At 40.3% G+C, this 25,405-nt stretch carries 19 protein-coding genes and 1 tRNA gene; 13 read left to right on the plus strand and 7 right to left on the minus strand.

The window, feature by feature from the left end:
* Positions 1-57: 57 nt before the first annotated feature.
* The 3 genes from O3650_RS00585 to ffh all read left to right on the plus strand — a co-directional run bounded on the left by O3650_RS00585 (position 58) and on the right by ffh (position 2,441).
* Positions 58-435 (plus strand): DUF1934 domain-containing protein, encoded by a 378-nt coding sequence (locus O3650_RS00585; RefSeq protein WP_203176271.1) that lies wholly within the window; start codon positions 58-60, stop codon positions 433-435.
* 90 nt (positions 436-525) lie between these two features.
* Positions 526-858, plus strand: a complete 333-nt coding sequence (locus O3650_RS00590) for a putative DNA-binding protein (RefSeq protein WP_000402066.1) — start codon at positions 526-528, stop codon at positions 856-858.
* A gap of 11 nt (positions 859-869) precedes the next feature.
* Complete coding sequence (gene ffh / locus O3650_RS00595) at positions 870-2,441, plus strand: signal recognition particle protein (protein ID WP_371491311.1); 1,572 nt, start codon at positions 870-872, stop codon at positions 2,439-2,441.
* A 292-nt stretch (positions 2,442-2,733) separates the two neighbouring features.
* Here ffh and O3650_RS00600 read toward each other — a convergent pair whose 3' ends face one another.
* The 4 genes from O3650_RS00600 to O3650_RS00615 are packed head-to-tail and all read right to left on the minus strand — an operon-like array spanning position 2,734 to position 5,871.
* Positions 2,734-3,144, minus strand: a complete 411-nt coding sequence (locus tag O3650_RS00600) for a solute carrier family 23 protein (protein WP_371491313.1) — start codon at positions 3,142-3,144, stop codon at positions 2,734-2,736.
* Positions 3,026-4,264, minus strand: coding sequence for an NAD(P)H-dependent oxidoreductase (locus O3650_RS00605; RefSeq protein ID WP_203176263.1), 1,239 nt, complete (start codon positions 4,262-4,264; stop codon positions 3,026-3,028). Before O3650_RS00605 ends, O3650_RS00600 begins: the two co-directional genes overlap by 119 nt.
* Positions 4,265-4,282: 18 nt before the next feature.
* Positions 4,283-4,888 carry an NADPH-dependent FMN reductase gene (locus O3650_RS00610; protein WP_000915939.1) on the minus strand — a complete coding sequence of 202 codons (606 nt, stop codon included), beginning with the start codon at positions 4,886-4,888 and terminating at the stop codon, positions 4,283-4,285.
* A gap of 59 nt (positions 4,889-4,947) precedes the next feature.
* Positions 4,948-5,871, minus strand: a complete 924-nt coding sequence (locus O3650_RS00615) for an FAD:protein FMN transferase (RefSeq protein WP_203176261.1) — start codon at positions 5,869-5,871, stop codon at positions 4,948-4,950.
* Between the two features lie 307 nt (positions 5,872-6,178).
* On the opposite strand from O3650_RS00615, the gene nox reads away from it, so the two are divergent.
* The 4 genes from nox (at position 6,179) to O3650_RS00635 (ending at position 11,320) form a co-directional block, all read left to right on the plus strand.
* Complete coding sequence (gene nox / locus O3650_RS00620; protein WP_261065956.1) at positions 6,179-7,558, plus strand: H2O-forming NADH oxidase; 1,380 nt, start codon at positions 6,179-6,181, stop codon at positions 7,556-7,558.
* Positions 7,559-7,709: 151 nt separating this feature from the next.
* Positions 7,710-8,585: a pyridoxal 5'-phosphate synthase lyase subunit PdxS gene (gene pdxS / locus O3650_RS00625; RefSeq protein ID WP_000138517.1), complete on the plus strand. Its 876-nt coding sequence runs from the start codon at positions 7,710-7,712 to the stop codon at positions 8,583-8,585.
* Entirely contained in the window at positions 8,586-9,173 is a 588-nt protein-coding gene (gene pdxT, locus O3650_RS00630) for a pyridoxal 5'-phosphate synthase glutaminase subunit PdxT (protein WP_000689936.1), read from the plus strand.
* Positions 9,174-9,985: 812 nt separating this feature from the next.
* Positions 9,986-11,320 carry an Nramp family divalent metal transporter gene (locus O3650_RS00635; RefSeq protein ID WP_004260041.1) on the plus strand — a complete coding sequence of 445 codons (1,335 nt, stop codon included), beginning with the start codon at positions 9,986-9,988 and terminating at the stop codon, positions 11,318-11,320.
* Positions 11,321-11,398: 78 nt separating this feature from the next.
* Here the strand turns inward: O3650_RS00635 and O3650_RS00640 are convergent.
* Positions 11,399-11,486 (minus strand) — tRNA-Ser (locus O3650_RS00640).
* Between the two features lie 161 nt (positions 11,487-11,647).
* Here O3650_RS00640 and O3650_RS00645 point away from each other — a divergent pair.
* The 4 genes from O3650_RS00645 (at position 11,648) to O3650_RS00660 (ending at position 17,637) form a co-directional block, all read left to right on the plus strand.
* A complete protein-coding gene (locus O3650_RS00645) occupies positions 11,648-12,388 on the plus strand; it encodes a DeoR/GlpR family DNA-binding transcription regulator (RefSeq protein ID WP_000920651.1) in 741 nt (246 codons plus the stop codon).
* Positions 12,385-13,296 carry a 1-phosphofructokinase gene (gene pfkB, locus O3650_RS00650; RefSeq protein WP_371491317.1) on the plus strand — a complete coding sequence of 304 codons (912 nt, stop codon included), beginning with the start codon at positions 12,385-12,387 and terminating at the stop codon, positions 13,294-13,296. Before O3650_RS00645 ends, pfkB begins: the two co-directional genes overlap by 4 nt.
* Positions 13,293-15,245: a fructose-specific PTS transporter subunit EIIC gene (locus O3650_RS00655; protein ID WP_000701454.1), complete on the plus strand. Its 1,953-nt coding sequence runs from the start codon at positions 13,293-13,295 to the stop codon at positions 15,243-15,245. Before pfkB ends, O3650_RS00655 begins: the two co-directional genes overlap by 4 nt.
* Before the next feature lie 88 nt (positions 15,246-15,333).
* Complete coding sequence (locus O3650_RS00660) at positions 15,334-17,637, plus strand: DNA translocase FtsK (protein ID WP_371491320.1); 2,304 nt, start codon at positions 15,334-15,336, stop codon at positions 17,635-17,637.
* Between the two features lie 434 nt (positions 17,638-18,071).
* On the opposite strand, the gene O3650_RS00665 is transcribed toward O3650_RS00660, so the two are convergent.
* Positions 18,072-18,542, minus strand: coding sequence for an arginine repressor (locus O3650_RS00665; RefSeq protein WP_001043004.1), 471 nt, complete (start codon positions 18,540-18,542; stop codon positions 18,072-18,074).
* A gap of 18 nt (positions 18,543-18,560) precedes the next feature.
* Positions 18,561-20,834 (minus strand): Xaa-Pro dipeptidyl-peptidase, encoded by a 2,274-nt coding sequence (locus tag O3650_RS00670; protein WP_203175869.1) that lies wholly within the window; start codon positions 20,832-20,834, stop codon positions 18,561-18,563.
* A gap of 379 nt (positions 20,835-21,213) precedes the next feature.
* Between O3650_RS00670 and O3650_RS00675 the strand changes: the two genes are divergently transcribed.
* Together O3650_RS00675 and pfkA are read left to right on the plus strand one after the other, a co-directional pair.
* Positions 21,214-24,315 (plus strand): DNA polymerase III subunit alpha, encoded by a 3,102-nt coding sequence (locus tag O3650_RS00675; protein WP_371491322.1) that lies wholly within the window; start codon positions 21,214-21,216, stop codon positions 24,313-24,315.
* Positions 24,316-24,397: 82 nt separating this feature from the next.
* Positions 24,398-25,405, plus strand: coding sequence for a 6-phosphofructokinase (gene pfkA, locus O3650_RS00680; protein ID WP_153193783.1), 1,008 nt, complete (start codon positions 24,398-24,400; stop codon positions 25,403-25,405).

Below are 25,405 nucleotides of genomic sequence, written 5' to 3' on the forward strand. Positions count from 1 at the left end.
AAAAAGCTAGAGTTTTTGGTAAAATAGTAGGACAAGAGACAAGAAAGAGGACTTGATGTGAAGATTCGGATGCGAAATAGGATTCAGTTTGATGAGCAGTTGGAAGTGATTGACCAACTCTATGACGTGGAAGTACATGAAAAGAGAGATTATAGCTATCTGCTTTTCTATAATGAGGAAAAGGAAAAAGTAGTTATTAAATTTCATGGTCAAGAACTGGTGATGAGCCGATTTTCCAATCCCAAGACCATTATGCGCTTTCTAAAGGATAGCGATAGTTTAGCCTATATTCCTACACCTATGGGTATGCAGGAGTTTATCATCCAAACGACTCATTATCAAGTTGATGGGCAAAAGATTGAGCTAGATTATCAACTACAAAATCAAGAGGGACATCCCTTTGCCAGCTATCAATTGGAAATTACTTGGGGCTAGGCTCATGTCTTTTTCAAATTTAGCTAGCTATCTTCTCGGATTAGCCTGCTAATGTGGTAGATTAGGCTAATTTTTGGTATAATAAAAGTTATGGAAATTGAAAAAACCAATCGTATGAATGCGCTCTTTGAATTTTATGCAGCGCTTTTGACAGACAAGCAAATGAACTACATAGAGCTCTACTACGCTGATGATTATAGCCTTGCTGAAATTGCCGAGGAGTTCGGTGTCAGTCGTCAGGCTGTCTATGATAATATCAAGCGGACGGAAAAGATTCTGGAAGATTATGAGATGAAATTGCACATGTACTCGGACTATATTGTTCGAAGTCAGATTTTTGATCAGATTTTGGAGCGCTATCCCAAGGATGACTTTCTGCAGGAGCAGATAGAAATTTTAACAAGCATTGATAATAGAGAATAAGAGGAAGAAAAATGGCATTTGAAAGTTTAACAGAACGTTTGCAGAACGTCTTTAAAAATCTACGTAAAAAAGGAAAAATCTCTGAATCTGATGTCCAAGAGGCGACTAAAGAGATTCGTTTGGCCTTGCTTGAGGCCGACGTTGCCTTGCCTGTTGTAAAGGACTTTATCAAGAAAGTTCGTGAGCGTGCAGTCGGGCATGAGGTCATTGATACACTTAATCCTGCGCAACAGATTATTAAAATCGTTGATGAGGAACTGACAGCTGTTTTAGGTTCTGATACGGCTGAGATTATCAAGTCTCCTAAGATTCCAACCATCATCATGATGGTCGGTTTGCAGGGGGCTGGTAAAACAACCTTTGCTGGTAAATTGGCCAACAAACTCAAGAAGGAAGAAAATGCCCGTCCTTTGATGATTGCGGCGGATATTTATCGTCCTGCTGCTATTGATCAGCTTAAGACCTTGGGACAACAGATTGATGTGCCGGTTTTCGCTCTTGGGACAGAGGTTCCAGCTATTGAGATTGTTCGTCAAGGTTTGGAACAAGCCCAATCCAATCATAATGACTATGTCTTGATTGATACGGCAGGTCGTTTGCAGATTGATGAGCTTTTGATGAATGAGCTTCGTGATGTGAAAGCATTGGCTCAACCAAACGAAATTCTGCTTGTCGTTGATGCTATGATTGGTCAAGAAGCGGCCAATGTTGCGCGTGAGTTCAATGCTCAGTTAGAAGTCACTGGGGTTATCCTTACTAAGATTGATGGGGATACTCGTGGTGGTGCGGCTCTGTCTGTTCGTCACATTACTGGAAAACCAATCAAGTTCACTGGTACGGGTGAAAAGATTACGGACATTGAAACCTTCCACCCAGACCGTATGTCAAGCCGTATCCTTGGCATGGGGGATATGCTCACTCTGATTGAGAAAGCTTCTCAAGAATACGATGAGCAAAAAGCCCTTGAAATGGCTGAGAAGATGCGTGAGAACACCTTTGATTTCAATGATTTCATCGATCAGTTGGATCAGGTGCAAAACATGGGGCCAATGGAAGACTTGCTCAAGATGATTCCAGGTATGGCTAACAATCCAGCCCTTCAAAACATGAAGGTGGATGAACGCCAGATTGCTCGCAAACGTGCTATTGTGTCTTCAATGACACCTGAAGAACGTGAAAATCCAGATTTGTTAAATCCGAGCCGTCGCCGTCGTATCGCAGCTGGTTCTGGAAATACATTTGTCGAAGTCAATAAATTCATTAAAGACTTTAACCAGGCTAAACAACTCATGCAGGGTGTCATGTCTGGGGATATGAACAAAATGATGAAGCAAATGGGAATCAATCCAAACAACCTTCCTAAAAATATGCCAAATATGGGAGGAATGGATATGTCTGCCCTGGAAGGAATGATGGGACAAGGTGGGATGCCTGACTTGTCAGCTCTCGGAGAAGCAGGAATGCCAGATATGAGCCAGATGTTTGGTGGTGGACTCAAAGGTAAAATCGGTGAGTTTGCTATGAAACAGTCCATGAAACGCATGGCTAACAAAATGAAGAAAGCAAAGAAGAAACGTAAGTAAGACAAGGGAAGGCCGCAGGGCTTTCCTTTTTTAGAAAGAAGAAAAATGAGCACTTCCGTAATTGGAAATGCTCGTTTTTGATGTGTTTAGACTCTTATACTCAATGAAAATTAAAGAGCAAACTAGGAAACTAGCCGCAGGTTGGTCAAATCACTGCTTTGAGGTTGTAGATAAGACTGACGAAGTCAGCTCAAAACACTGTTTTGAGGTTGCAGATAGAACTGACGAAGTCAGTAACATATATCTACGACAAGGAGACGTTGACGTGGTTTGAAGAGATTTTCGAAGAGTATTAGTCTTTATTTTCGTATGGCAAGATCAAGTTCAAGATGATTCCTGTCATGGCTGATAGGGCAGTACCTGAAAGGGTAACTGGACCAAGTTTAAGGATAGCTCCTCCAAGTCCAAGGACTAACATAGCACTTGCGATGATGAGGTTACGCATTTGACCAAAATCAACACGTTCTTTAATCAAGACTTTCAAACCGTTGCTGGCTATAACTCCATAGAGAAGGATTGACATACCACCAAGAACAGTTGACAAAGAGCCGAAAAAGGAACCAAAATGGTTCCTAAAACTATTATTAGTTACTTGCGCCAGATGTAGCGTCTGCGCCACCACCGTGACCTCCAGCATCACCTGCATCAGAAGCTCCAGATGTGGCATCTGCGCCACCGTGTCCTCCAGCAGGAGCTGCAGCATTTCCACCGACTAGACGTTGACCAGTCGTATTGAGGTACCAGTCAAGCCATGGTTGGAAATTAAAGATGATTTCATTGATTCCAGCATATGAACCATCTGGGTAATACATTGCTTGGTAATTGTGGGTATTAATAACGCCTTCTGGTGTTCCTGGCACAATTGTACGGACGTATTCTTGGTCCCCATTACGCAATACGCCGACAACCCATTCAACATTTTTCATTCTAGAGTCTGGCAATGAACCGTGTACAGTTCCTAAACGGTTTCCTGATTGAGCACGTACACGTTTACCAAACATTGTATCTGGGTCTTGGTGTGCGTTATTAAAGTACAAGAATTGGTTGTTATCATCTGCAAATGTCAACTCAAATGGCATTGCTTTCAAGAACATGTCAATTTGGTTAACTGTCAAGATACCATGGTCTAATTTAACGTAAGTATCTCCAGAAACAGCTCCAACAAGTTCAGCTGCTTTTTCTACCCATTCAGGATCGTCTGGATCAACACCTTGAATGGTAGTTGCAATTGAATTTGTACAATATAAATCTTCTGGTGCAATTGGTTTTGGTTTTTTCAATTTTGAAACGACTCCCACGTATTTTACAAAGTTGTCCAAGCATGTTTCAAGGAAATTAATAGTTCCTTCATTTGTGATATTGCCCTCTGCGTCAAATGCTTCTTTGGCTTTACCAAGAAGGAATTCGTTACCTGGAAGCGTATAGGCATTAACACCTGGAGCATCAAGAATCTTACGAAGGTGAACTTGGGCACGAGAAGTACCTTGGTCGTAGTAAGAAGCTCCCACAATCATGACTGGTTTGTTTTCAAATGGATGAACTTCGTATGAAAGCCATTCAAGAACAGATTTAAGAGAAGCTGAGATTGTGTGGTTGTGCTCAGGAGTAGCGATAATGACACCATCAGCACGTGTAATTCTGTTATACAAGAGACGCAATTGGAAACTTTCATCCCATTTTTCGTCTTGGTTAAACATTGGAACTTCATCAATTTCGAGGACTTCTAATTCAAATTTGAGTTTGAAGTGACGACGGATGAATTCCAAGAGTTTACGGTTATATGATTGATCGTAGTTTGATCCTACAAGTCCAACAAATTTCATTCTTTTTGGTCTCCTATCTTACAAATTTTCCCAGTCAAAGTCTTCAGCATCTTTGCGAAGTAGGGCTTGTGCGTTGCGCAATTTTTCTGTGATTTTTACAAAGATACGGAAGTCGTCAAAAGTGGCATCCAGTTTTTTAATAACATCAAGATCTACTAGATCTCCACTTGGATTAAAGGCTTGAAGAGAATGTGAAAGCAAGAATTCATCTGGAAGGACACTTGCTTTGATTTCTGGTGCGTTTAAGATTTGGCGAAGTTGTAATTGGGCGCGTGATGAACCAAGTGTACCGTAAGAAGCACCTGTAATCATGATTGGTTTGTTCAAGAGTGGGTAAATACCATAAGACAACCAAGCAAGAGCGCTCATCAAAACAGCTGGGATAGAGTGGTCGTACTCAGGAGTACCGATAATAACGCCATCTGCCTCTTCGATTTTAGCAGCGATTTCCAGAATTTCAGCAGGTACTTGCTTGTCAGCTGGCTTGTTAAAGACAGGGATATCCTTGATTTCAACAAGTTCAATTTCAGCTTTGTCAGCAAAGTGTTTTTGCATGTATTGAAGCAATTGACGGTTTGTAGAACGTTTTGAGTTTGTTCCAACAATAGCAATAAGTTTTAACATGAGATTTCCTTTCTCTTTTTACATAATACAATTTTAAAACTCCATTGAAACAGTTGTTTCTATAGAGTAGGAATTCCTGAAGAACAACTTAGGTGACCTTCCTTATCAATCAGAATCGCTTCGATTCCCTCCAAACTTTCGACTTGCCAAAGGATAGAAGCAGGTCTTTCTCCAAAGAGTCGAGTTGTCCAGATTTCACCATCAACTGACTTATCAGAGATGATTGTGAGACTAGCGAGTTCTGTTTCAACAGGATATCCTGTCTGACTGTCAAAAATATGATGGTAATCTTTTCCATCGACTGTCAGGTGACGTTCATAAATGCCTGAAGTCACGACAGATTGATTGATAACGGGGATGGTCATTAAGTGATTACCCCGAGGATTGGTTGGATCTTGAATCCCGATTTGCCAAGGTTGATTCCCTCTTGCCTGATTTTTTCCAATGGTCAGGATATTCCCTCCCAGATTAATCAAGGCAGAAGTCACACCCTCTTTCCTAAGAAATTGGGCAACCTTATCTGCACTATAACCCTTGGCTAAACAACCAAGATCGATTTTCATTCCTTTCTGTTTTAAAAACACAGTAGAAGTAGAAGAATCTAACTCGATATAATGAGGATTGATTAGAGGTAGCACCGATTCAATTTCTTGAGGTTGGGCGACCTTGGCATCTGAAAAACCGATACGCCAGGTTTGGATTAAGGGACCAATACTGATGTTGAGATGGCTAGAGGGCGCTAGGCTATGCTTTAAACCAAGTGAAATTAGTTCAAACAGGTCTGGATGAACCTTGACGGGGGCTATTCCAGCTTGATGATTGATTTCCATCAACTCAGATTCCTGACTATTGGCATTGAAGCGGTATTCGAGCTCTCTGAGTAAATCAAAGGATTTTTGGAGCAAGCTATCGGCTCGCTCATCCACTAATGAAATAGTGATAGTGGTTCCCATTAGGCGTTCAGAATGTGAACTAAGAGGCAAGCTACCAACTCCTTTCTCTTATGAAAAGAAGGTTGAAATATAGTAAATTTATGAAAAATGAACCCCTTACATTTTCTTTCCATGATACTAGCATACCATAAAGTCAGCGTTTTCACAAATAAAATTTGTAAAGATGTCAAGAAATATGCTCAAGAAATGAAGAAAAATTGCAAGAATCCGTGTTAAGATACAGATTATTTACATTTTTTTACAAAAAAATCGGGAAAATCAACAAAACTCTTGTAAACGCTAACAGTAAATGTTATACTAGAAGAGTAAATTTAAAATTGAAGGTAGGAATTTTTCTATGAGTAAAATCGTTGTAGTTGGTGCTAACCACGCTGGTACAGCATGTATTAATACTATGTTGGATAATTTTGGAAATGAGAACGAAATCGTTGTATTTGACCAAAACTCTAACATCTCTTTCCTAGGATGTGGAATGGCTCTTTGGATCGGTGAACAAATTGACGGTGCTGAAGGTTTGTTCTATTCTGATAAAGAAAAATTGGAAGCAAAAGGTGCTAAAGTTTACATGAACTCACCTGTTCTTTCAATTGACTACGACAACAAAGTTGTGACTGCAGAAGTTGAAGGTCAAGAACATAAAGAATCTTATGATAAATTGATTTTCGCTACAGGTTCTACACCAATCTTACCACCAATCGAAGGTGTTGAAATTGTTAAAGGCAACCGCGAATTTAAAGCAACTCTTGAAAACGTACAATTCGTTAAATTGTACCAAAATGCTGAAGAAGTTATCAATAAGCTTGCTGATAAGAGTAAACACCTTGATCGTATCGCTGTTGTTGGTGGTGGTTATATCGGTGTTGAACTTGCTGAAGCCTTTGAACGTCTTGGAAAAGAAGTTGTGCTTGTTGATATTGTAGATACTGTCTTGAACGGTTACTATGACAAAGACTTCACACAAATGATGGCCAAGAACTTGGAAGACCACAACATCCGTTTGGCTCTTGGTCAAACTGTTAAAGCAATCGAAGGCGATGGTAAAGTTGAACGCTTGATTACTGATAAAGAGATTTTCGATGTAGACATGGTTATCCTTGCAGTTGGTTTCCGTCCAAACACAGCCCTTGCTGATGGTAAGATTGAACTCTTCCGCAACGGTGCCTTCCTTGTAGACAAGAAACAAGAAACATCTATCCCAGGTGTATTTGCCGTTGGTGACTGTGCAACTGTCTATGACAATGCTCGTAAAGAAACTAGCTACATCGCTCTTGCTTCAAACGCTGTTCGTACTGGTATTGTTGGTGCTTACAACGCTTGTGGACATGAATTGGAAGGAATCGGTGTGCAAGGTTCAAACGGTATTTCAATCTACGGTCTTCACATGGTTTCAACTGGTTTGACTCTTGAAAAAGCGAAAGCTGCTGGTTACAATGCAACTGAAACAGGCTTTAACGATCTTCAAAAACCAGAATTCATGAAACATGATAACCATGAAGTAGCAATTAAGATTGTCTTTGACAAAGATAGCCGTGAAATTCTTGGTGCACAAATGGTTTCACACGATTCTGCAATCAGTATGGGAATCCACATGTTCTCACTTGCTATCCAAGAGCATGTAACAATTGATAAATTGGCATTGACAGACCTATTCTTCTTGCCACACTTCAACAAACCTTACAACTACATCACAATGGCTGCACTTACAGCTGAAAAATAAAATTTGATGAACTATCTGGCCTTAAGTTAAGGTCAGATAGTTTTTTAGTCAATCTGTACCCATACAATTATGATTTTTTTATCTTGTGATTCATTCTGTTCTGACTTAAAATGAAAAGGTAGCTACCAATACAAATAATGAGGATAAAGAAATGACTGAAAATCGTTATGAATTAAATAAAAACTTGGCACAGATGCTTAAAGGTGGGGTTATCATGGACGTTCAAAATCCTGAACAGGCCCGTATTGCAGAGGCTGCAGGTGCGGCAGCTGTGATGGCCTTGGAGCGGATTCCAGCTGATATTCGTGCAGCTGGTGGTGTTTCCCGTATGAGTGATCCAAAGATGATTAAGGAAATCCAAGAAGCGGTTAGTATTCCAGTAATGGCCAAGGTTAGAATCGGGCATTTTGTTGAGGCTCAGATTTTAGAGGCTATTGAAATTGACTATATCGATGAGAGTGAAGTTCTATCTCCAGCTGACGACCGTTTCCATGTGGACAAGAAAGAATTCCAAGTTCCTTTTGTTTGTGGTGCCAAGGACTTGGGTGAAGCCTTGCGTCGTATCGCTGAAGGTGCTTCTATGATTCGTACAAAAGGAGAGCCGGGTACGGGGGATATCGTCCAAGCTGTTCGTCATATGCGTATGATGAATCAGGAAATTCGCCGAATTCAAAACCTACGTGAGGACGAGCTTTATGTTGCTGCTAAGGACTTGCAAGTCCCTGTAGAATTGGTTCAATATGTCCATGAACATGGGAAATTGCCAGTTGTAAACTTCGCAGCTGGAGGCGTTGCAACGCCAGCAGATGCTGCGTTGATGATGCAATTAGGGGCAGAGGGTGTCTTTGTCGGTTCAGGTATTTTTAAGTCAGGCGATCCTGTTAAACGAGCGAGTGCCATTGTTAAGGCTGTGACTAACTTCCGTAATCCTCAAATCCTAGCTCAAATCTCTGAAGATCTAGGAGAAGCCATGGTTGGTATAAATGAAAATGAGATCCAAATCCTCATGGCTGAGCGAGGAAAATAGATGAAAATTGGAATATTGGCCTTGCAAGGTGCCTTTGCAGAACATGCAAAAGTACTAGATCAATTAGGTGTTGAGAGTGTTGAAATCAGAAATCTAGATGATTTTCAGAAACATCAGAGTGACTTGTCGGGTTTGATATTACCTGGAGGTGAGTCTACAACCATGGGCAAGCTCTTACGAGACCAGGATATGTTGCTTCCCATCCGAGAAGCCATTCTATCTGGTTTACCAGTGTTTGGGACCTGTGCGGGTTTAATTTTGCTGGCTAAGGAAATCATTTCTCAGAAAGAAAGTCATCTTGGAACTATGGATATGGTGGTCGAGCGCAATGCCTATGGGCGCCAACTAGGGAGTTTCTATACGGAAGCAGAATGTAAGGGAGTTGGTAAGATTCCAATGACTTTTATTCGCGGTCCTATTATCAGTAGTGTTGGAGAGGATGTAGAAATTCTAGCAACAGTGAACAATCAAATCGTTGCAGCCCAAGAAAAAAATATGCTGGTGACCTCTTTTCATCCAGAATTGACTGATGATGTGCTCTTGCACCAGTACTTTCTCAATATGTGTAAAGAAAAGATAGTAGAATAAAAAGTGATAAATCAAGTTTTGATTCGCTCTTTCCAAAGAATTATTTTTTAAGTTATCTGGCAGCATTCTGTGAATTTATATTTATTTACGATAAATTAGAAAAGAATGATCGTTGGAATAAAGCTTATATACTGAATGTAGTGTTCAAGTGTCTTTTATTGAAAGCACTTAAAAAACGATGTATAAGATTGAGCAAAAAAATCACTTCGAAAATAGCAAAAAACGAGTATCCCCACAGATGGAGATACTCGTTATATTATGTATGAAGCTATGAGTCTGTCTTGCTCCATAAGATGCTCGTCGAAGTTTATACCAAAAAAACTCCAAACGCGACACAATAAAGGAGATTAAGACAATTTTAAAGCTTTTTTGAGATGTGGGTAATGAGTTAAAATCAATGGCGTTTAAACAGGGTGAAAAGGGTCAGTACATTTTACAACGTTTTTTATTTTATTCTTTGGTATTCTTTTGCAAAAAAAGAATACAACATTTTGTTGTATCCTAAATATTAAATCAAGTCCTGAATTTTCTTAAGTTTTTATCATATTTTCTGTTATAATTAAGGTGCCTTAAGAAAAATAATGAAAAAACTAAATGTTTTTCATATAGTTTTCATTTTTTGTGTTATAATTAAGGTGCCTTAAGAAAAATATTAAGGTACCTTAAGAAAAATATTAAGGTGTCTTAAGAAAAATAATGAAAAAACTAAATGTTTTTCATATAGTTTTCATTGTTTTAATAGTTTAAAGTCAATCTTATTTTTCTCTAATAGAAAATAATGAAAAAGTAGGTTTAGAAAGAGGTAAGTATCTATGTCTTCTCATAAAAAAGTGTCACTCTCTGAGATTAATCAATCTATCGATACTCCAAATAACAATCATTTCTGGCAAAATTTAAAGGCCTTTTTAGGTCCGGGTGCTCTTGTCGCAGTTGGTTATATGGATCCAGGAAACTGGATTACCAGTGTAGTCGGTGGTGCTTCCTATAAGTATAGTCTCTTGTTTGTTATCTTGATTTCATCTCTCATTGCCATGCAACTTCAGCAGATGGCAGGAAAGCTTGGTATTGTAACCCAGATGGACCTGGCTCAAGCAACGGCTCATCATTCACCTAAATGGCTTCGTTATAGTCTATGGGTGATTTTAGAATTAGCCTTGATGGCGACAGATCTGGCAGAAGTTCTAGGTTCAGCGATTGCTCTCAATCTTCTCTTTAAGATTCCGATTATGATAGCAATTCTCTTGACCGTGTTGGATGTTTTTCTCTTATTGCTTCTGATGAAATTTGGCTTTAAGAAGATTGAAGCTATTGTGACAACACTGATTTTAACCATTCTAGCAATTTTTACCTATCTGGTAGCTTTGTCACATCCAAGCTTCCAAGGAATCGTTGAGGGTTATCTACCGAATGCAACCTTATTTGAAAGTCCCTTGCCAGGGCATGAAAGTCAATTAACCTTGGCACTAGGGATCGTGGGAGCAACGGTTATGCCCCATAACCTCTATTTGCATTCTTCCTTGTCTCAAACTCGGAAAATCAATCACAAGGACAAGAATGATGTTCGAAAAGCCGTGCGCTTTATGACCTGGGATTCAAATCTCCAATTATCCTTGGCCTTTGTGGTTAACTCCCTTCTATTAATTCTCGGGGCGGCTCTCTTTTTCGGCCATGCATCTGAGATTTCTGCCTTCTCTCAAATGTATAATGCCTTGCAGGATTCTACTATTGCAGGAGCTATAGCTAGCTCGACCTTATCAACCTTGTTTGCCTTGGCTTTATTAGCCAGTGGTCAAAATTCGACGATTACGGGTACCTTGACTGGACAAATCGTTATGGAAGGTTTCTTGCATATGAGATTACCTCAATGGTTCATTCGTTTGGCAACTCGTCTCTTTGCCTTGTTGCCTGTCATGATTGTAGCGGTTCTGTTTGGTCATCAGGAAAAAACATTGGATCAGTTATTGGTTTATTCACAAGTCTTTCTTTCGATTGCTCTTCCATTTTCAATCTTCCCACTGATTTATCTAACTTCTAAGAAATCACTGATGGGAGAATTTACCAATGCCAAATGGAATACCATCCTTGGCTATATCGTTTCCATTATCTTAACAATTCTCAATGTGAAATTGTTATTTGATATTTTCTAAGAAATTCACCCGAGTTATAAAACAAGCATATAAGAAAAAAGATACCCAAGATTTCTTGGGTATCTTTTTTAAAATAAACGGAAGACATGGGATTCGAACCCACGCACGCTGTTACACGCCTACCGCGTTTCCAACACGGCCTCTTAAGCCTCTTGAGTAATCTTCCAATACTTACTCAAATAGTCTACCATAAAGGCTCTCATCTTGCAATAAAAATTCTAGAAATAAGAAAAATGATAGATTGTGAAAGAAAATGATAAAAAATGCTTGACTTTGAAAGAAAGTATGATAGAATGAATAGTGTAAACGATAACAGGAGGTGATTCAGTGTTAAAAACAGAGCGTAAACAACTGATTTTAGAGGAGTTAAATCAACATCATGTAGTTTCTCTAGAGAAATTAGTTAGTTTGTTAGAAACGTCAGAATCAACGGTTCGAAGAGACTTGGATGAGTTGGAAGCGGAAAACAAGCTTCGTCGCGTGCATGGTGGAGCAGAATTGCCCCATTCCTTGCAGGAAGAAGAAACCATTCAAGAAAAATCTGTCAAAAACCTTCAAGAGAAAAAGCTACTTGCTCAGAAAGCAGCCTCTCTCATCAAGGAACAAGATGTCATCTTTATCGATGCTGGAACAACAACTGCTTTTTTGATCCATGAATTGGTCAATAAGAATATTACTGTTGTGACAAATTCGATTCACCATGCCGCACAGTTGGTTGAAAAGCAGATTCCAACTGTCATGGTTGGAGGAAGTGTCAAGATGGCAACAGATGCTAGCATCGGGGGCGTTGCTCTTAACCAGATTAACCAATTGCACTTTGACCGTGCCTTTATCGGGATGAATGGTGTGGACGATGGCTATTATACGACTCCTGATATGGAGGAGGGAGCTGTTAAGCGTGCTATTTTAGAAAATGCCAAACAGACCTATGTCTTGGTGGATTCGTCAAAAATTGGACAAACTTGCTTTGCCAAGGTAGCACCACTCAAACGAGCTATTGTTATCACAAGTCAAGGGCATGAGCTCTTGCAGGCTATTAAGGAGAAAACGGAGGTAATAGAAGTATGATTTATACAGTCACACTCAATCCATCCATTGACTATATCGTTCGTTTGGACCAAGTCCAAGTTGGTAGTGTCAATCGTATGGACAGTGATGATAAGTTTGCTGGAGGGAAAGGAATCAATGTTAGCCGTGTCTTGAAACGCTTGGATATTCCAAATACAGCGACTGGATTTATCGGAGGTTTTACTGGTGAATTTATCACAGATACTCTGGCAGAGGAAGAAATTGAGACACGTTTTGTCCAAGTGGCAGAAGATACTCGTATCAATGTCAAGATCAAAGCAGACCAAGAAACAGAAATCAACGGAACGGGTCCAACTGTTGAACCGGATCAGTTAGAAGAATTGAAAGCTATTCTTTCAAGTTTAACAGCAGAAGATACAGTTGTCTTTGCAGGTTCAAGTGCTAAAAATCTAGGCAATGTTATCTATAAGGATTTGATTGCCTTGACACGTCAGACAGGTGCGCAAGTCGTTTGTGATTTTGAAGGACAGACCTTGATTGATAGTTTGGACTACCAGCCACTTTTGGTCAAACCAAACAATCATGAACTTGGAGCGATTTTTGGAGTGAAACTCGAAAGTTTAGATGAAATTGAGAAATACGCTCGTGAGTTACTGGCTAAAGGTGCTCAAAACGTCATTATTTCTATGGCTGGTGACGGTGCTCTTCTTGTCACATCTGAGGGAGCTTACTTCGCAAAACCTATCAAGGGAACAGTCAAAAATTCAGTTGGAGCTGGTGACTCTATGGTTGCTGGATTTACAGGTGAATTTGTCAAATCAAAAGACGCAGTAGAAGCCTTCAAATGGGGGGTTGCTTGTGGAACAGCAACCACCTTCTCAGATGACTTGGCAACAACAGAATTTATTAAAGAAACATATGAAAAAGTTGAGGTAGAAAAACGATGAAAATTCAAGACCTATTGAGAAAAGATGTCATGTTGCTGGATTTGCAAGCAACTGAAAAAACAGCTGTCATCGAAGAGATGATTAAAAGCTTGACAGATCACGGTTATGTGACAGATTTTGAAACCTTTAAAGAAGGAATTTTGGCGCGTGAAGCTTTGACTTCTACTGGTTTGGGTGATGGAATTGCTATGCCTCACAGTAAAAATGCTGCTGTAAAGGAAGCTACTGTTCTCTTTGCTAAGTCAAACAAGGGTGTTGACTACGAAAGTTTAGACGGACAAGCAACTGATCTCTTCTTTATGATTGCTGCTCCAGAAGGTGCCAATGATACTCACTTAGCAGCCTTGGCAGAATTGTCTCAATACTTGATGAAAGACGGTTTTGCTGACAAACTTCGTCAAGCAACATCAGCTGACCAAGTTATCGAACTTTTTAACCAAGCTTCAGAAAAAGCTGAGGAGCCAGTTCAAGCACCTACCAATGACTCTGGTGACTTTATCGTTGCTGTTACAGCTTGTACAACAGGTATCGCTCACACTTACATGGCTCAAGAAGCCCTTCAAAAAGTGGCTGCTGAAATGGGTGTTGGAATTAAGGTCGAAACCAACGGTGCTAGCGGTGTTGGTAACCAACTAACTGCGGAAGACATTCGTAAGGCTAAAGCTGTTATCATCGCGGCAGACAAGGCAGTTGAAATGGATCGTTTCGATGGCAAACCATTGATCAATCGTCCAGTTGCTGACGGTATCCGTAAAACAGAAGAGTTAATTAACTTGGCTCTTTCAGGAGATGCTGAAGTTTATCGTGCTGCTAATGGAACAAAAGCTACAACAGCCTCTAACGAAAAACAAAGTCTTGGTGGTGCCTTCTACAAACACTTGATGAGTGGTGTATCGCAAATGTTGCCATTTGTTATTGGCGGTGGTATCATGATTGCCCTTGCCTTCTTGATTGACGGTGCTTTGGGTGTTCCAAATGAAAATCTTGGTAATCTTGGTTCCTACCATGAGCTAGCTTCTATGTTCATGAAAATTGGTGGAGCTGCCTTTGGTTTGATGCTTCCAGTCTTTGCAGGTTATGTTGCCTACTCTATCGCTGAAAAACCAGGTTTGGTAGCAGGTTTCGTGGCTGGTGCTATTGCCAAAGAAGGTTTTGCCTTTGGTAAAATTCCTTATGCCGCAGGTGGTGAAGCAACTTCAACTCTTGCAGGTGTCTCATCTGGTTTCCTAGGTGCCCTTGTTGGTGGATTTATCGCAGGTGCTTTAGTTCTTGCTATCAAGAAATACGTTAAAGTTCCTCGTTCACTTGAAGGTGCAAAATCAATCCTTCTTTTGCCACTTCTTGGAACAATCTTGACTGGATTTGTCATGCTAGCTGTTAATATCCCAATGGCAGCAATCAACACTGCTATGAATGACTTCCTAGGTGGTCTTGGAGGAGGTTCAGCTGTCCTTCTTGGTATCGTCCTTGGTGGAATGATGGCTGTTGACATGGGTGGACCAGTTAACAAAGCGGCTTATGTCTTTGGTACAGGTACGCTTGCAGCGTCTGTTTCTTCAGGTGGTTCTGTAGCCATGGCAGCAGTTATGGCTGGAGGAATGGTGCCACCACTTGCAATCTTTGTCGCAACTCTTCTTTTCAAAGATAAATTTACTAAGGAAGAACGCAACTCAGGTTTGACAAACATCATCATGGGCTTGTCATTTATCACTGAGGGAGCAATTCCATTTGGTGCCGCTGACCCAGCTCGTGCGATCCCAAGTTTCATCCTTGGTTCAGCAGTAGCAGGTGGACTCGTTGGTCTTACTGGTATCAAACTTATGGCGCCACACGGAGGAATCTTCGTGATTGCCCTTACTTCAAATGCTCTTCTTTACCTCGTTTCTGTATTGGTAGGAGCAATCGTAAGTGGTGTGGTTTATGGTTACCTACGCAAACCTCAAGCATAAAAATTAGATAGAAAATAAAAAGATTGGACCGCTTGGTGCAGTCTTTTTCTCTTTCCGAAATGCCTGTGAAATATGGTATAATAGAAGAATGGCAAACAAGAATACAAGTAAAACAAGACGGAGACCGTCTAAAGCAGAACTCGAAAGAAAAGAAGCGATTCAACGAATGTTGATTTCGTTGGGAATCGCCCTTTTATTGATTTTCGCAGCCTTCAAATTAGGGGCTGCAGGTATAACCCTTTACAATTTAATTCGCTTGCTGGTGGGTAGCCTAGCTTATCTGGCAATATTTGGTATCCTGCTCTACCTCTTCTTTTTCAAGTGGATACGAAAACAGGAAGGCCTCCTATCTGGCTTTTTCATTATATTTGCAGGCTTGCTCTTGATTTTTGAGGCCTACTTAGTTTGGAAATATGGTTTGGGCAAGTTCGTTCTAAAAGGAACCATGGCTCAGGTTGTGACAGATTTGGCTAGTTTTCGAACGACCAGTTTTGCTGGAGGGGGCTTGATTGGGGTTGCTCTTTATATTCCAACTGCCTTTCTCTTTTCAAATATCGGCACTTACTTTATTGGTTCTATCTTGATTTTAGTGGGGGCTCTTCTCGTCAGCTCTTGGTCTGTTTATGATGTTGCTGAATTTTTCAGTAGAGAATTTGCCAAATGGCGAGAAGGGCATGAGCGTCGAAAAGAGGAACGCTTTGTCAAACAAGAAGAAAAAGCTCGCCAAAAGGCTGAGGAAGAGGCTAGATTAGAAAAAGAAGAGGCTGAGAAAGGCTTGCTTAATATGCCTCCTGTCGATATGGAAACAGGTGAAATTTTGACAGAAGATGTTGTGCTTGACGTTCCACCTATTCCAGAAGAAGAGTGGGTGGAACCAGAAATCATCCTGCCTCAAGCTGAACTTGAATTCCCTGAAAAGGAAGATGGCTCTGATGATGAAGATGTTCAGGTTGATTTTTCAGCCAAGGAGGCTCTTGAATACAAACTTCCAAGCTTACAACTCTTTGCCCCAGATAAACCAAAAGACCAGTCTAAAGAGAAGAAAATCGTTCGTGAAAACATCAAAATCCTAGAAGAAACCTTTGCTAGCTTTGGTATCAAGGTAACGGTTGAACGGGCCGAAATTGGGCCATCAGTGACCAAGTATGAAGTCAAGCCAGCAGTAGGTGTAAGGGTCAACCGCATTTCCAATCTCGCAGATGATCTCGCTCTAGCCTTGGCGGCCAAGGATGTCCGAATCGAAGCACCTATCCCAGGGAAATCTTTAGTGGGAATCGAAGTACCTAACTCCGAGATTGCGACAGTTTCTTTCCGCGAACTATGGGAACAATCTCAAACGAAAGCAGAAAATCTCTTGGAAATTCCTTTAGGGAAGGCGGTTAATGGTACTGCAAGAGCTTTTGACCTTTCCAAAATGCCCCACTTGCTAGTTGCAGGTTCAACGGGTTCAGGGAAGTCAGTAGCTGTTAACGGCATTATCGCCAGCATCCTCATGAAGGCGAGACCTGACCAAGTTAAATTTATGATGGTCGATCCCAAGATGGTTGAGTTATCTGTTTACAATGACATTCCCCATCTCTTGATTCCAGTCGTGACCAATCCACGCAAGGCCAGCAAGGCCCTGCAAAAGGTTGTGGATGAAATGGAAAACCGTTATGAACTCTTTGCCAAGGTGGGAGTTCGGAATATTGCAGGCTTTAATGCCAAGGTAGAAGAGTTCAATGCCCAGTCTGAGTACAAGCAGATTCCGCTACCGCTCATTGTCGTGATTGTGGATGAGTTGGCTGACCTCATGATGGTTGCCAGCAAGGAAGTGGAAGATGCCATCATTCGTCTTGGGCAGAAGGCGCGTGCTGCAGGGATTCACATGATTCTTGCAACCCAGCGTCCATCCGTTGATGTCATATCTGGGTTGATTAAAGCCAATGTCCCATCTCGAGTGGCTTTTGCGGTATCATCAGGGACAGATTCCCGTACTATCTTGGATGAAAATGGAGCAGAAAAACTGCTTGGCCGAGGTGACATGCTCTTTAAACCGATTGATGAAAATCATCCAGTTCGTCTCCAAGGCTCCTTTATCTCGGATGATGATGTTGAACGCATCGTAAACTTTATCAAGGCTCAGGCAGATGCAGACTACGATGAGAGTTTTGATCCAGGTGAGGTTTCTGAAAATGACGGTGAATTTTCAGATGGTGAATCTGGTGGAGATCCGCTTTTTGAAGAAGCCAAGGCTTTAGTCATCGAGACCCAGAAAGCCAGTGCATCCATGATTCAGCGTCGTTTGTCAGTTGGATTTAACCGTGCGACCCGTCTCATGGAAGAACTGGAGATGGCAGGTGTCATCGGTCCAGCTGAAGGTACCAAACCAAGAAAAGTATTGCAACAATAAATTTCTCTCTTATACGGAAATGTGAACCTGACGTGATTTGAAGAGATTTTTGAAGCGGATTATCTATGATGTATAATTAATTGAATCTAAAATAGTATGAAACGACTTTTAAAGCATGAAATTGATTTGGATTCCCTAATAAATTTGTTCACATTTTATTCAAACACTATATCAAGCTGAAACAGGTTTAGAATTTCTTTTAGATATATGAAGACTCCCCTTATAGTTTCTAGTGAATATTTGTTTTTCACTAGAAACTATAAGGGGAGCTTTTGTACTCATGTATGAGATAGATTTCTCTTTTTTGTTTTATTAAACTGCATAGCTCACTTTTCATTAGGAATAAGCTATTGTATTCGCTAGATGTTAGCTGACATCAATTCACTACTGTTTAAAATTTTGAGAGTTTTGCAGTTTTTGAGTTCAGTTTCTGTTTATTCACCAAAGAAAAATGGTGGGGCGAACCGTTTCAGCTCTTCAAAGCAATGTTGGGCTGCCTCTGCATCTTCACAGATGACAAGGCAGACATCATCACCACAGAGGGTAGCGATAGCGTCAGGGAAACTCAAAGCATCAATGATAGAACCAAATGATTGAGCCAGTCCAGGAAGGGTTTTTAGTAGAACTTGATGTTGAACTGGGCGCATCAAGACAAGGGCATCTTCCATGTAGAGTTCAAGACGTTTTTCCCATTTTGAGATAGAGCCTGTATTGAGCACATAGTAAGAGTTGTCTTCTTCTCGTACTTTTGAGAGGTTCATACTTTTAATATCCCTCGAAAGTGTAGCTTGTGTAACTTGAATGTCATTATCAGCAAGAAGGGCTTGCAACTCAGCCTGTGTATGAATCTTGTTTTTTGCAACAAGAGCGCGTATGAGTTGGTGTCGGTGTTCAGATTTATTCATAATAATTTAACTCCTTTTTTAGTGAGGTATGGTAAGAGTAGACTGTTCAAGATCGACAGTCAAGTGGTAGTCGGTATTGTCACGGATTGTGATTTCAAAGTCAGTCGTATAGAGGACTAAACGAAGAGTATCTCCTTCTTTTAACTTGTAAATAGTAGGTTGTAGTTCAAATTGCACATCCATCCATTCATCTGCAGTAATATCCTCTACTAACAGTAAATCATTTCTATTTTGTAAATTGATGTAGCCTTTTGTCACGACTCGCTGTGCATCTGGCCTAAATGGTAATTCACAGAGATTTTCCAACATGTGGTAGCGTCCATTATCAATGGTTCTAGCACCTAAAACAGCAGGATAAGGTTTTAGGTATTTCTTTTGACCAAGTTCCAGTAGTTGAGCAGATAAAAGCCCCTTGTTTGTGCTGGATTTGATACGAAGATTAAGTTGAGCTCGACCGTTCAAGTGAAGATCCTTAGTCACAGGAAGGTCAATAGTAATCTGATTGGCTTTTCCTTGATAGAGTTCTGTATTGAAGGTTTGGTAGGTTTTACCATAGCGCTCAAAATCCTTATCTGGATACTGGTTTTGAATGACTTTCTCTTCTTGACCAAGTGAGAAGGTTTCAAAGTTTTCTTGCCCACCGAAGTTATCAAGTGATAACCAAGTCTGAGGGGCTGTATTGTCCTGCCAGATAACAGTAGGAAGTTGGAAATCTGTATCTTGTCCTAGTAATTTCTTTGTCAACAAAGCATTCATGGACTCACGGAAGTCAATGGATTGCCAGTTGTTCATGTAAACATGGGCACCATTATGGAAAAAGAGATGCTTGTGTATATGAGCAGGGAGAGCATGGAACATCTGGTAAACATGAAGTGGTTTAACATTCCAATCCTGAGACCCGTGGGTAAAGACAACCTCTGCTTTTACCTTATGGGCATTGAGCAGATAATTACGGTCATGCCAAAACTGGTTATAGTCGCCAGTCTTGCGATCCAGTTGTTCCTTTACTTTTTCTAAGTCAGCTTGGTGAGCTTCATTGCCACGGATATAGTCGCCAGCCAAGAGATTACGAGAATAGGTTAACTCAGCAAGGGAGTCAAAGTCCTCACCTGGATAGCCACCTGGGCTGGTCACTAGACCGTTTTCACGGTAGTAGTTGTACCATGAAGAAATGCCAGCCTCAGCAATGATAACCTCTAAACCATCGACTCCTGTAGTCGCAAGACCATTGGACATTGTACCTAGATAAGAAAGTCCAGTTGTGGCTACTTTTCCATTTGACCAGTCAGCCTTGACTTGACGCTGGCGCGTGTGGTCGGTAAAGGCACGGCAACGACCATTAAGCCAGTCGATGACATTTTTATAAGCTTCGATTTGTTGGTAGTCTCCGTTAGTCATGAAACCAGTAGAGTCTTTGGTACCAACACCTGAAACATAGAGATTGGCAAAACCTCGTGGGAGGAAGTAGTCGTTGAGTGTATAGCTAGAGTTGATGTGAGTTAGCTTTTCCTCAGCTTCTGACACAAGATCAGCTTGGCCTTGAGGCTGGACGAGATTGAGTTGAGGTTCCTCTAGTTCAATCTTATGAGCAGGTTTAACCTCAAGCTCGCCCTCCATCTTGTAGAGAGCCTTGTCACTAGCCTTGTCATTTGTTCCCTGATGATAGGGACTGGCTGTCATGATGGCAGGGATTTGCCCCTCATAACGAGGACGAATAATGCTGACCTTGACTAGGTCTGGTAGAGCTTTTTGGTCAGTATCGACACGAGACTCAACGTAGACCACTTCACGGATGACATCATGGCTAGAAAAAGTAGCCAAACTCTTGCCGTTAAAGTAGTGGTAGTCATTATCCTCCGGAATAAGACCATCACTAACAAGTTGGTCGATAAGAGTATTTCCCTTTTTGGTGCGAGTATTGAGTAACTGATAGAGATTTTCAATCAAGTCACCATATACAATGGGAAAACCAGTCTCTTTACGAAAAGCTTCACTATCTTCGAAGTCAACCAAATAAGAAAAGCCTAAAAGTTGAAAAGCAACAGTATAAAAAATATCTGCTGTCAGTTCATCTTTTGATTGAAAAAATGTCAGCAGGTCTGTTTTTTTATCAGCCGCTAGGATGGAAAGTGGATAGTTGGTGTCTTGATAAGTGAAAAAGAAACGACTTAAAAAAGCCTCCAACATCTTTTTATTTGTTGACTCAGATGGAAAATCAAATCCATACTTTTTTAATTCATATAAAATAGTATCTCTTGGAAGTGATAAATAGCTGAATTGATTAAAGCGCATAAAACCTCCTTGTAAAATAATAATTAAGGTTATTATATCAAAAAAATAGGAGAAAGGGAATTATTAAGTGAGAAAGAAATTAATTAAAGAATAATGAATATTATTTATATGAAAAACAGGTACAACTCTATAGTTCAAAACAAGTTATAATAGTAAATAGATTAACTAGATGTATCTTTCTGTTTTAAAAGATATATTCACTTCTTGGGATAAAAAAGTAAAAAAATTACCGGATCATTTGATTCTTTAAATGTATTTTTGCTTTTTTCATTCAAAAAATTTTACTTTAAGGATAAAATAGAGATAGAAGTCATTGCTTTTGTCTTTCTCTTTTTGAAAATGGTATAATATAGTGAGAAGGATAGAGGAGAAGTGTAAATTGATCGCACAACTAGATACAAAAACAGTCTATAGTTTTATGGAGAGCGTCATTTCGATCGAAAAGTATGTGAGAGCAGCTAAAGAATACGGCTACACTCATCTGGCTATGATGGATATTGATAATCTTTATGGTGCTTTTGACTTTCTAGAGGTTACAAAAAAATATGGCATTCATCCTTTATTAGGGCTTGAAATGACTGTATTTGTGGATGATCAGGAAGTGAATCTACGCTTTTTAGCTCTATCTAGTGTGGGCTATCAGCAGTTGATGAAGCTTTCAACAACCAAGATGCAGGGGGAGAAAAGTTGGTCAGTCTTGTCCCAGTACCTGGAGGATATCGCGGTAATTGTGCCTTATTTTGAAGAGCTTGAATCACTAAATCTAGGCTGTGATTACTATATAGGGGTTTACCCAGAAACACTGGCAAGCGAATTTCATCATCCAATCTTGCCCCTCTATCGGGTAAATGCCTTTGAAAGCAGGGATAGAGAAGTTCTGCAAGTCTTAACAGCAATTAAAGAAAACCTACCGCTTAGAGAAGTTCCATTGCGCTCGCGACAAGATGTCTTTATATCAGCAAGTTCTTTAGAAAAATTATTCCTAGAACGTTTTCCGCAAGCCTTGGACAATTTAGAAAAGCTTATTTCAGGTATTTCTTACGACTTGGATACTAGTCTAAAATTGCCTCGTTTTAATCCAGCAAGGCCAGCAGTAGAAGAGTTGAGAGAACGCGCTGAGCTTGGGCTTGCTCAGAAGGGGTTGACTAGTAAAGAATATCAAGACCGTCTAGACCAAGAATTGGCTGTTATTCATGATATGGGCTTTGATGATTATTTCTTGGTTGTCTGGGATTTGCTGCGTTTTGGACGTTCGAATGGCTATTATATGGGAATGGGGCGAGGTTCCGCAGTTGGTAGCTTGGTTTCCTATGCTTTAGACATTACAGGGATTGACCCAGTAGAGAAAAATCTGATTTTTGAACGCTTTCTCAATCGTGAACGCTATACCATGCCTGATATTGATATTGATATTCCTGATATTTATCGTCCAGATTTTATCAGGTATGTTGGCAATAAATATGGCAGTAAACATGCGGCTCAAATCGTTACTTTTTCAACCTTTGGAGCCAAGCAAGCTCTACGAGATGTCTTGAAACGCTTTGGTGTGCCAGAGTATGAATTATCTGCAATTACCAAGAAAATCAGTTTTCGTGATAATCTTAAGTCAGCCTATGAAGGGAACCTACAGTTTCGTCAGCAAATCAATAGTAAGTTAGAATACCAAAAAGCCTTTGAAATTGCCTGCAAGATAGAGGGCTATCCAAGACAAACCTCAGTCCATGCGGCTGGTGTTGTAATTAGTGACCAAGATTTGACAGACTATATCCCACTAAAGCATGGTGATGAAATTCCACTGACTCAATATGATGCTCATGGAGTTGAAGCTAGTGGGCTTTTGAAAATGGACTTTCTGGGACTACGAAATTTGACCTTTGTCCAGAAGATGCAAGAGTTGCTTGCTGAATCAGAAGGTATTCATCTGAAAATAGAAGAAATTGATTTGGAAGACAAAGAAACGCTAGCTCTTTTTGCTTCTGGCAATACAAAAGGTATCTTTCAATTTGAGCAACCTGGTGCCATTCGCTTGCTCAAACGTGTTCAACCAGTCTGTTTTGAAGATGTCGTAGCGACTACTTCCCTAAATAGGCCAGGTGCTAGTGACTACATCAATAATTTTGTGGCAAGAAAACATGGGCAGGAAGAAGTGACTGTTCTGGATCCAGTACTGGAGGATATTTTGGCTCCAACCTACGGCATTATGCTCTATCAGGAGCAGGTTATGCAGGTTGCTCAGCGATTTGCTGGATTTAGTCTTGGGAAAGCCGATATTTTGCGCCGAGCTATGGGGAAAAAGGATGCCTCTGCCATGCATGAGATGAGGGCTTCTTTTATTCAAGGTTCATTAGAAGCTGGACATACTGCGGAAAAGGCAGAGCAGGTCTTTGATGTCATGGAGAAGTTTGCAGGTTATGGTTTTAACAGGTCACATGCCTATGCCTACTCAGCCTTGGCCTTTCAGTTGGCTTATTTCAAAACGCATTATCCAGCCATTTTTTATCAGGTCATGTTGAATTCCGCCAACAGTGATTACTTAACAGATGCCTTAGAAGCAGGCTTTGAAGTAGCGCCTCTGTCCATCAACACCATTCCTTATCACGATAAAATTGCCAACAAGGCCATCTATCTAGGATTGAAATCGATTAAGGGAATCAGCAAGGATTTGGCACTTTGGATTATTGAAAATAGACCCTATTCTAACATTGAAGATTTTATAGCTAAATTACCTGAGAATTATTTGAAACTTCCTCTGCTAGAACCTTTGGTAAAAGTTGGTCTTTTCGATTCATTTGAAAAAAATCGCCAAAAAGTATTCAATAATTTAGTTAATCTATTTGAATTTGTAAAAGAGTTAGGAAGTTTGTTTGGAGATACTATTTATAGTTGGCAGGAATCGGAAGATTGGACAGATCAAGAAAAATTCTATATGGAACAAGAGCTTTTAGGGATAGGTGTCAGCAAACATCCCCTACAAGCTATTGCAAGTAAGGCTATTTACCCGATTACCCCAATTGGGAATTTGTCAGAAAATAGCTACGCTATTATTTTGGTTGAAGTTCAGAAGATAAAAGTAATTCGTACCAAAAAGGGCGAAAACATGGCTTTCTTACAGGTAGATGATAGTAAGAAAAAATTGGATGTCACTCTCTTTTCAGACTTATATCGTCAGGTTGGGCAGAAAATAAAAGAGGGAGCCTTCTACTATATAAAAGGAAAAATACAGTCACGTGATGGCCGTTTGCAAATGATTGCACAAGAAATAAGAGAAGCAGTCGCTGAACGTTTTTGGATACAGGTGAAGAATCATGATTCCGATCAAGAAATTTCACGTATTTTAGACCAGTATAAAGGCCCAATCCCAGTCATCATCAGGTATGAAGAGGAACAGAAAACAATCGTTTCTCCCCATCATTTTGTAGCTAAATCCAATGAATTAGAAGCGAAATTGAATGAAATTGTTATGAAAACGATTTATCGCTAAAAATACGGAAAATAGAAGAATTTTAAAATCAAATGTGGTATAATCAATAAGAATGTTAAAAGAAAAAGGAGCATAAACCAATATGAAACGTATTGCTGTTTTGACTAGTGGCGGAGACGCACCTGGTATGAACGCTGCTATCCGTGCAGTTGTTCGTCAAGCAATTTCAGAAGGAATGGAAGTGTTTGGTATCTATGACGGATATGCTGGTATGGTTGCCGGTGAAATTCATCCCCTAGATGCAGCTTCAGTAGGAGACATCATTTCTCGTGGTGGTACTTTCCTTCACTCAGCTCGTTACCCAGAGTTCGCTCAACTTGAAGGGCAACTTAAAGGGATTGAGCAATTGAAAAAACACGGAATTGAAGGTGTAGTTGTTATCGGTGGTGACGGATCTTACCACGGCGCTATGCGTTTGACTGAACATGGCTTCCCAGCTATCGGTCTTCCAGGTACAATCGATAACGATATCGTTGGTACTGACTTTACAATCGGTTTTGACACAGCGGTTACAACTGCTATGGATGCTATCGATAAGATTCGTGATACATCATCAAGTCACCGTCGTACTTTTGTTATTGAAGTTATGGGACGTAACGCTGGTGATATCGCTCTTTGGGCTGGTATTGCAACTGGTGCTGATGAAATCATCATTCCTGAAGAAGGATTCAAGATTGCAGATATCGTAGAAAGCATTAAATGTGGTTATGAGTGTGGTAAAAAACACAATATCATCGTCTTGGCAGAAGGTGTGATGTCAGCAGCTGAATTTGGTAAAAAACTAAAAGAAGCTGGGGATACAAGCGACCTTCGTGTGACAGAACTTGGACATATTCAACGTGGTGGTTCTCCAACTGCGCGTGACCGTGTATTGGCGTCACGTATGGGTGCGCATGCTGTTAAACTTCTTAAAGAAGGTATCGGTGGTGTTGCGGTTGGTATCCGTAACGAAAAAATGGTTGAAAATCCAATTCTTGGAACTGCAGAAGAAGGAGCATTGTTTAGCCTTACTGCAGAAGGTAAGATTGTTGTTAACAACCCACACAAAGCCGACATTGAGCTATCTAGCTTGAATAAGAGCTTGTCATAA

The organism is Streptococcus sp. 20925_1_24, from assembly GCF_041432335.1.
In the GTDB taxonomy this organism is placed as follows: Bacteria; Bacillota; Bacilli; order Lactobacillales; family Streptococcaceae; genus Streptococcus; species Streptococcus mitis_BM.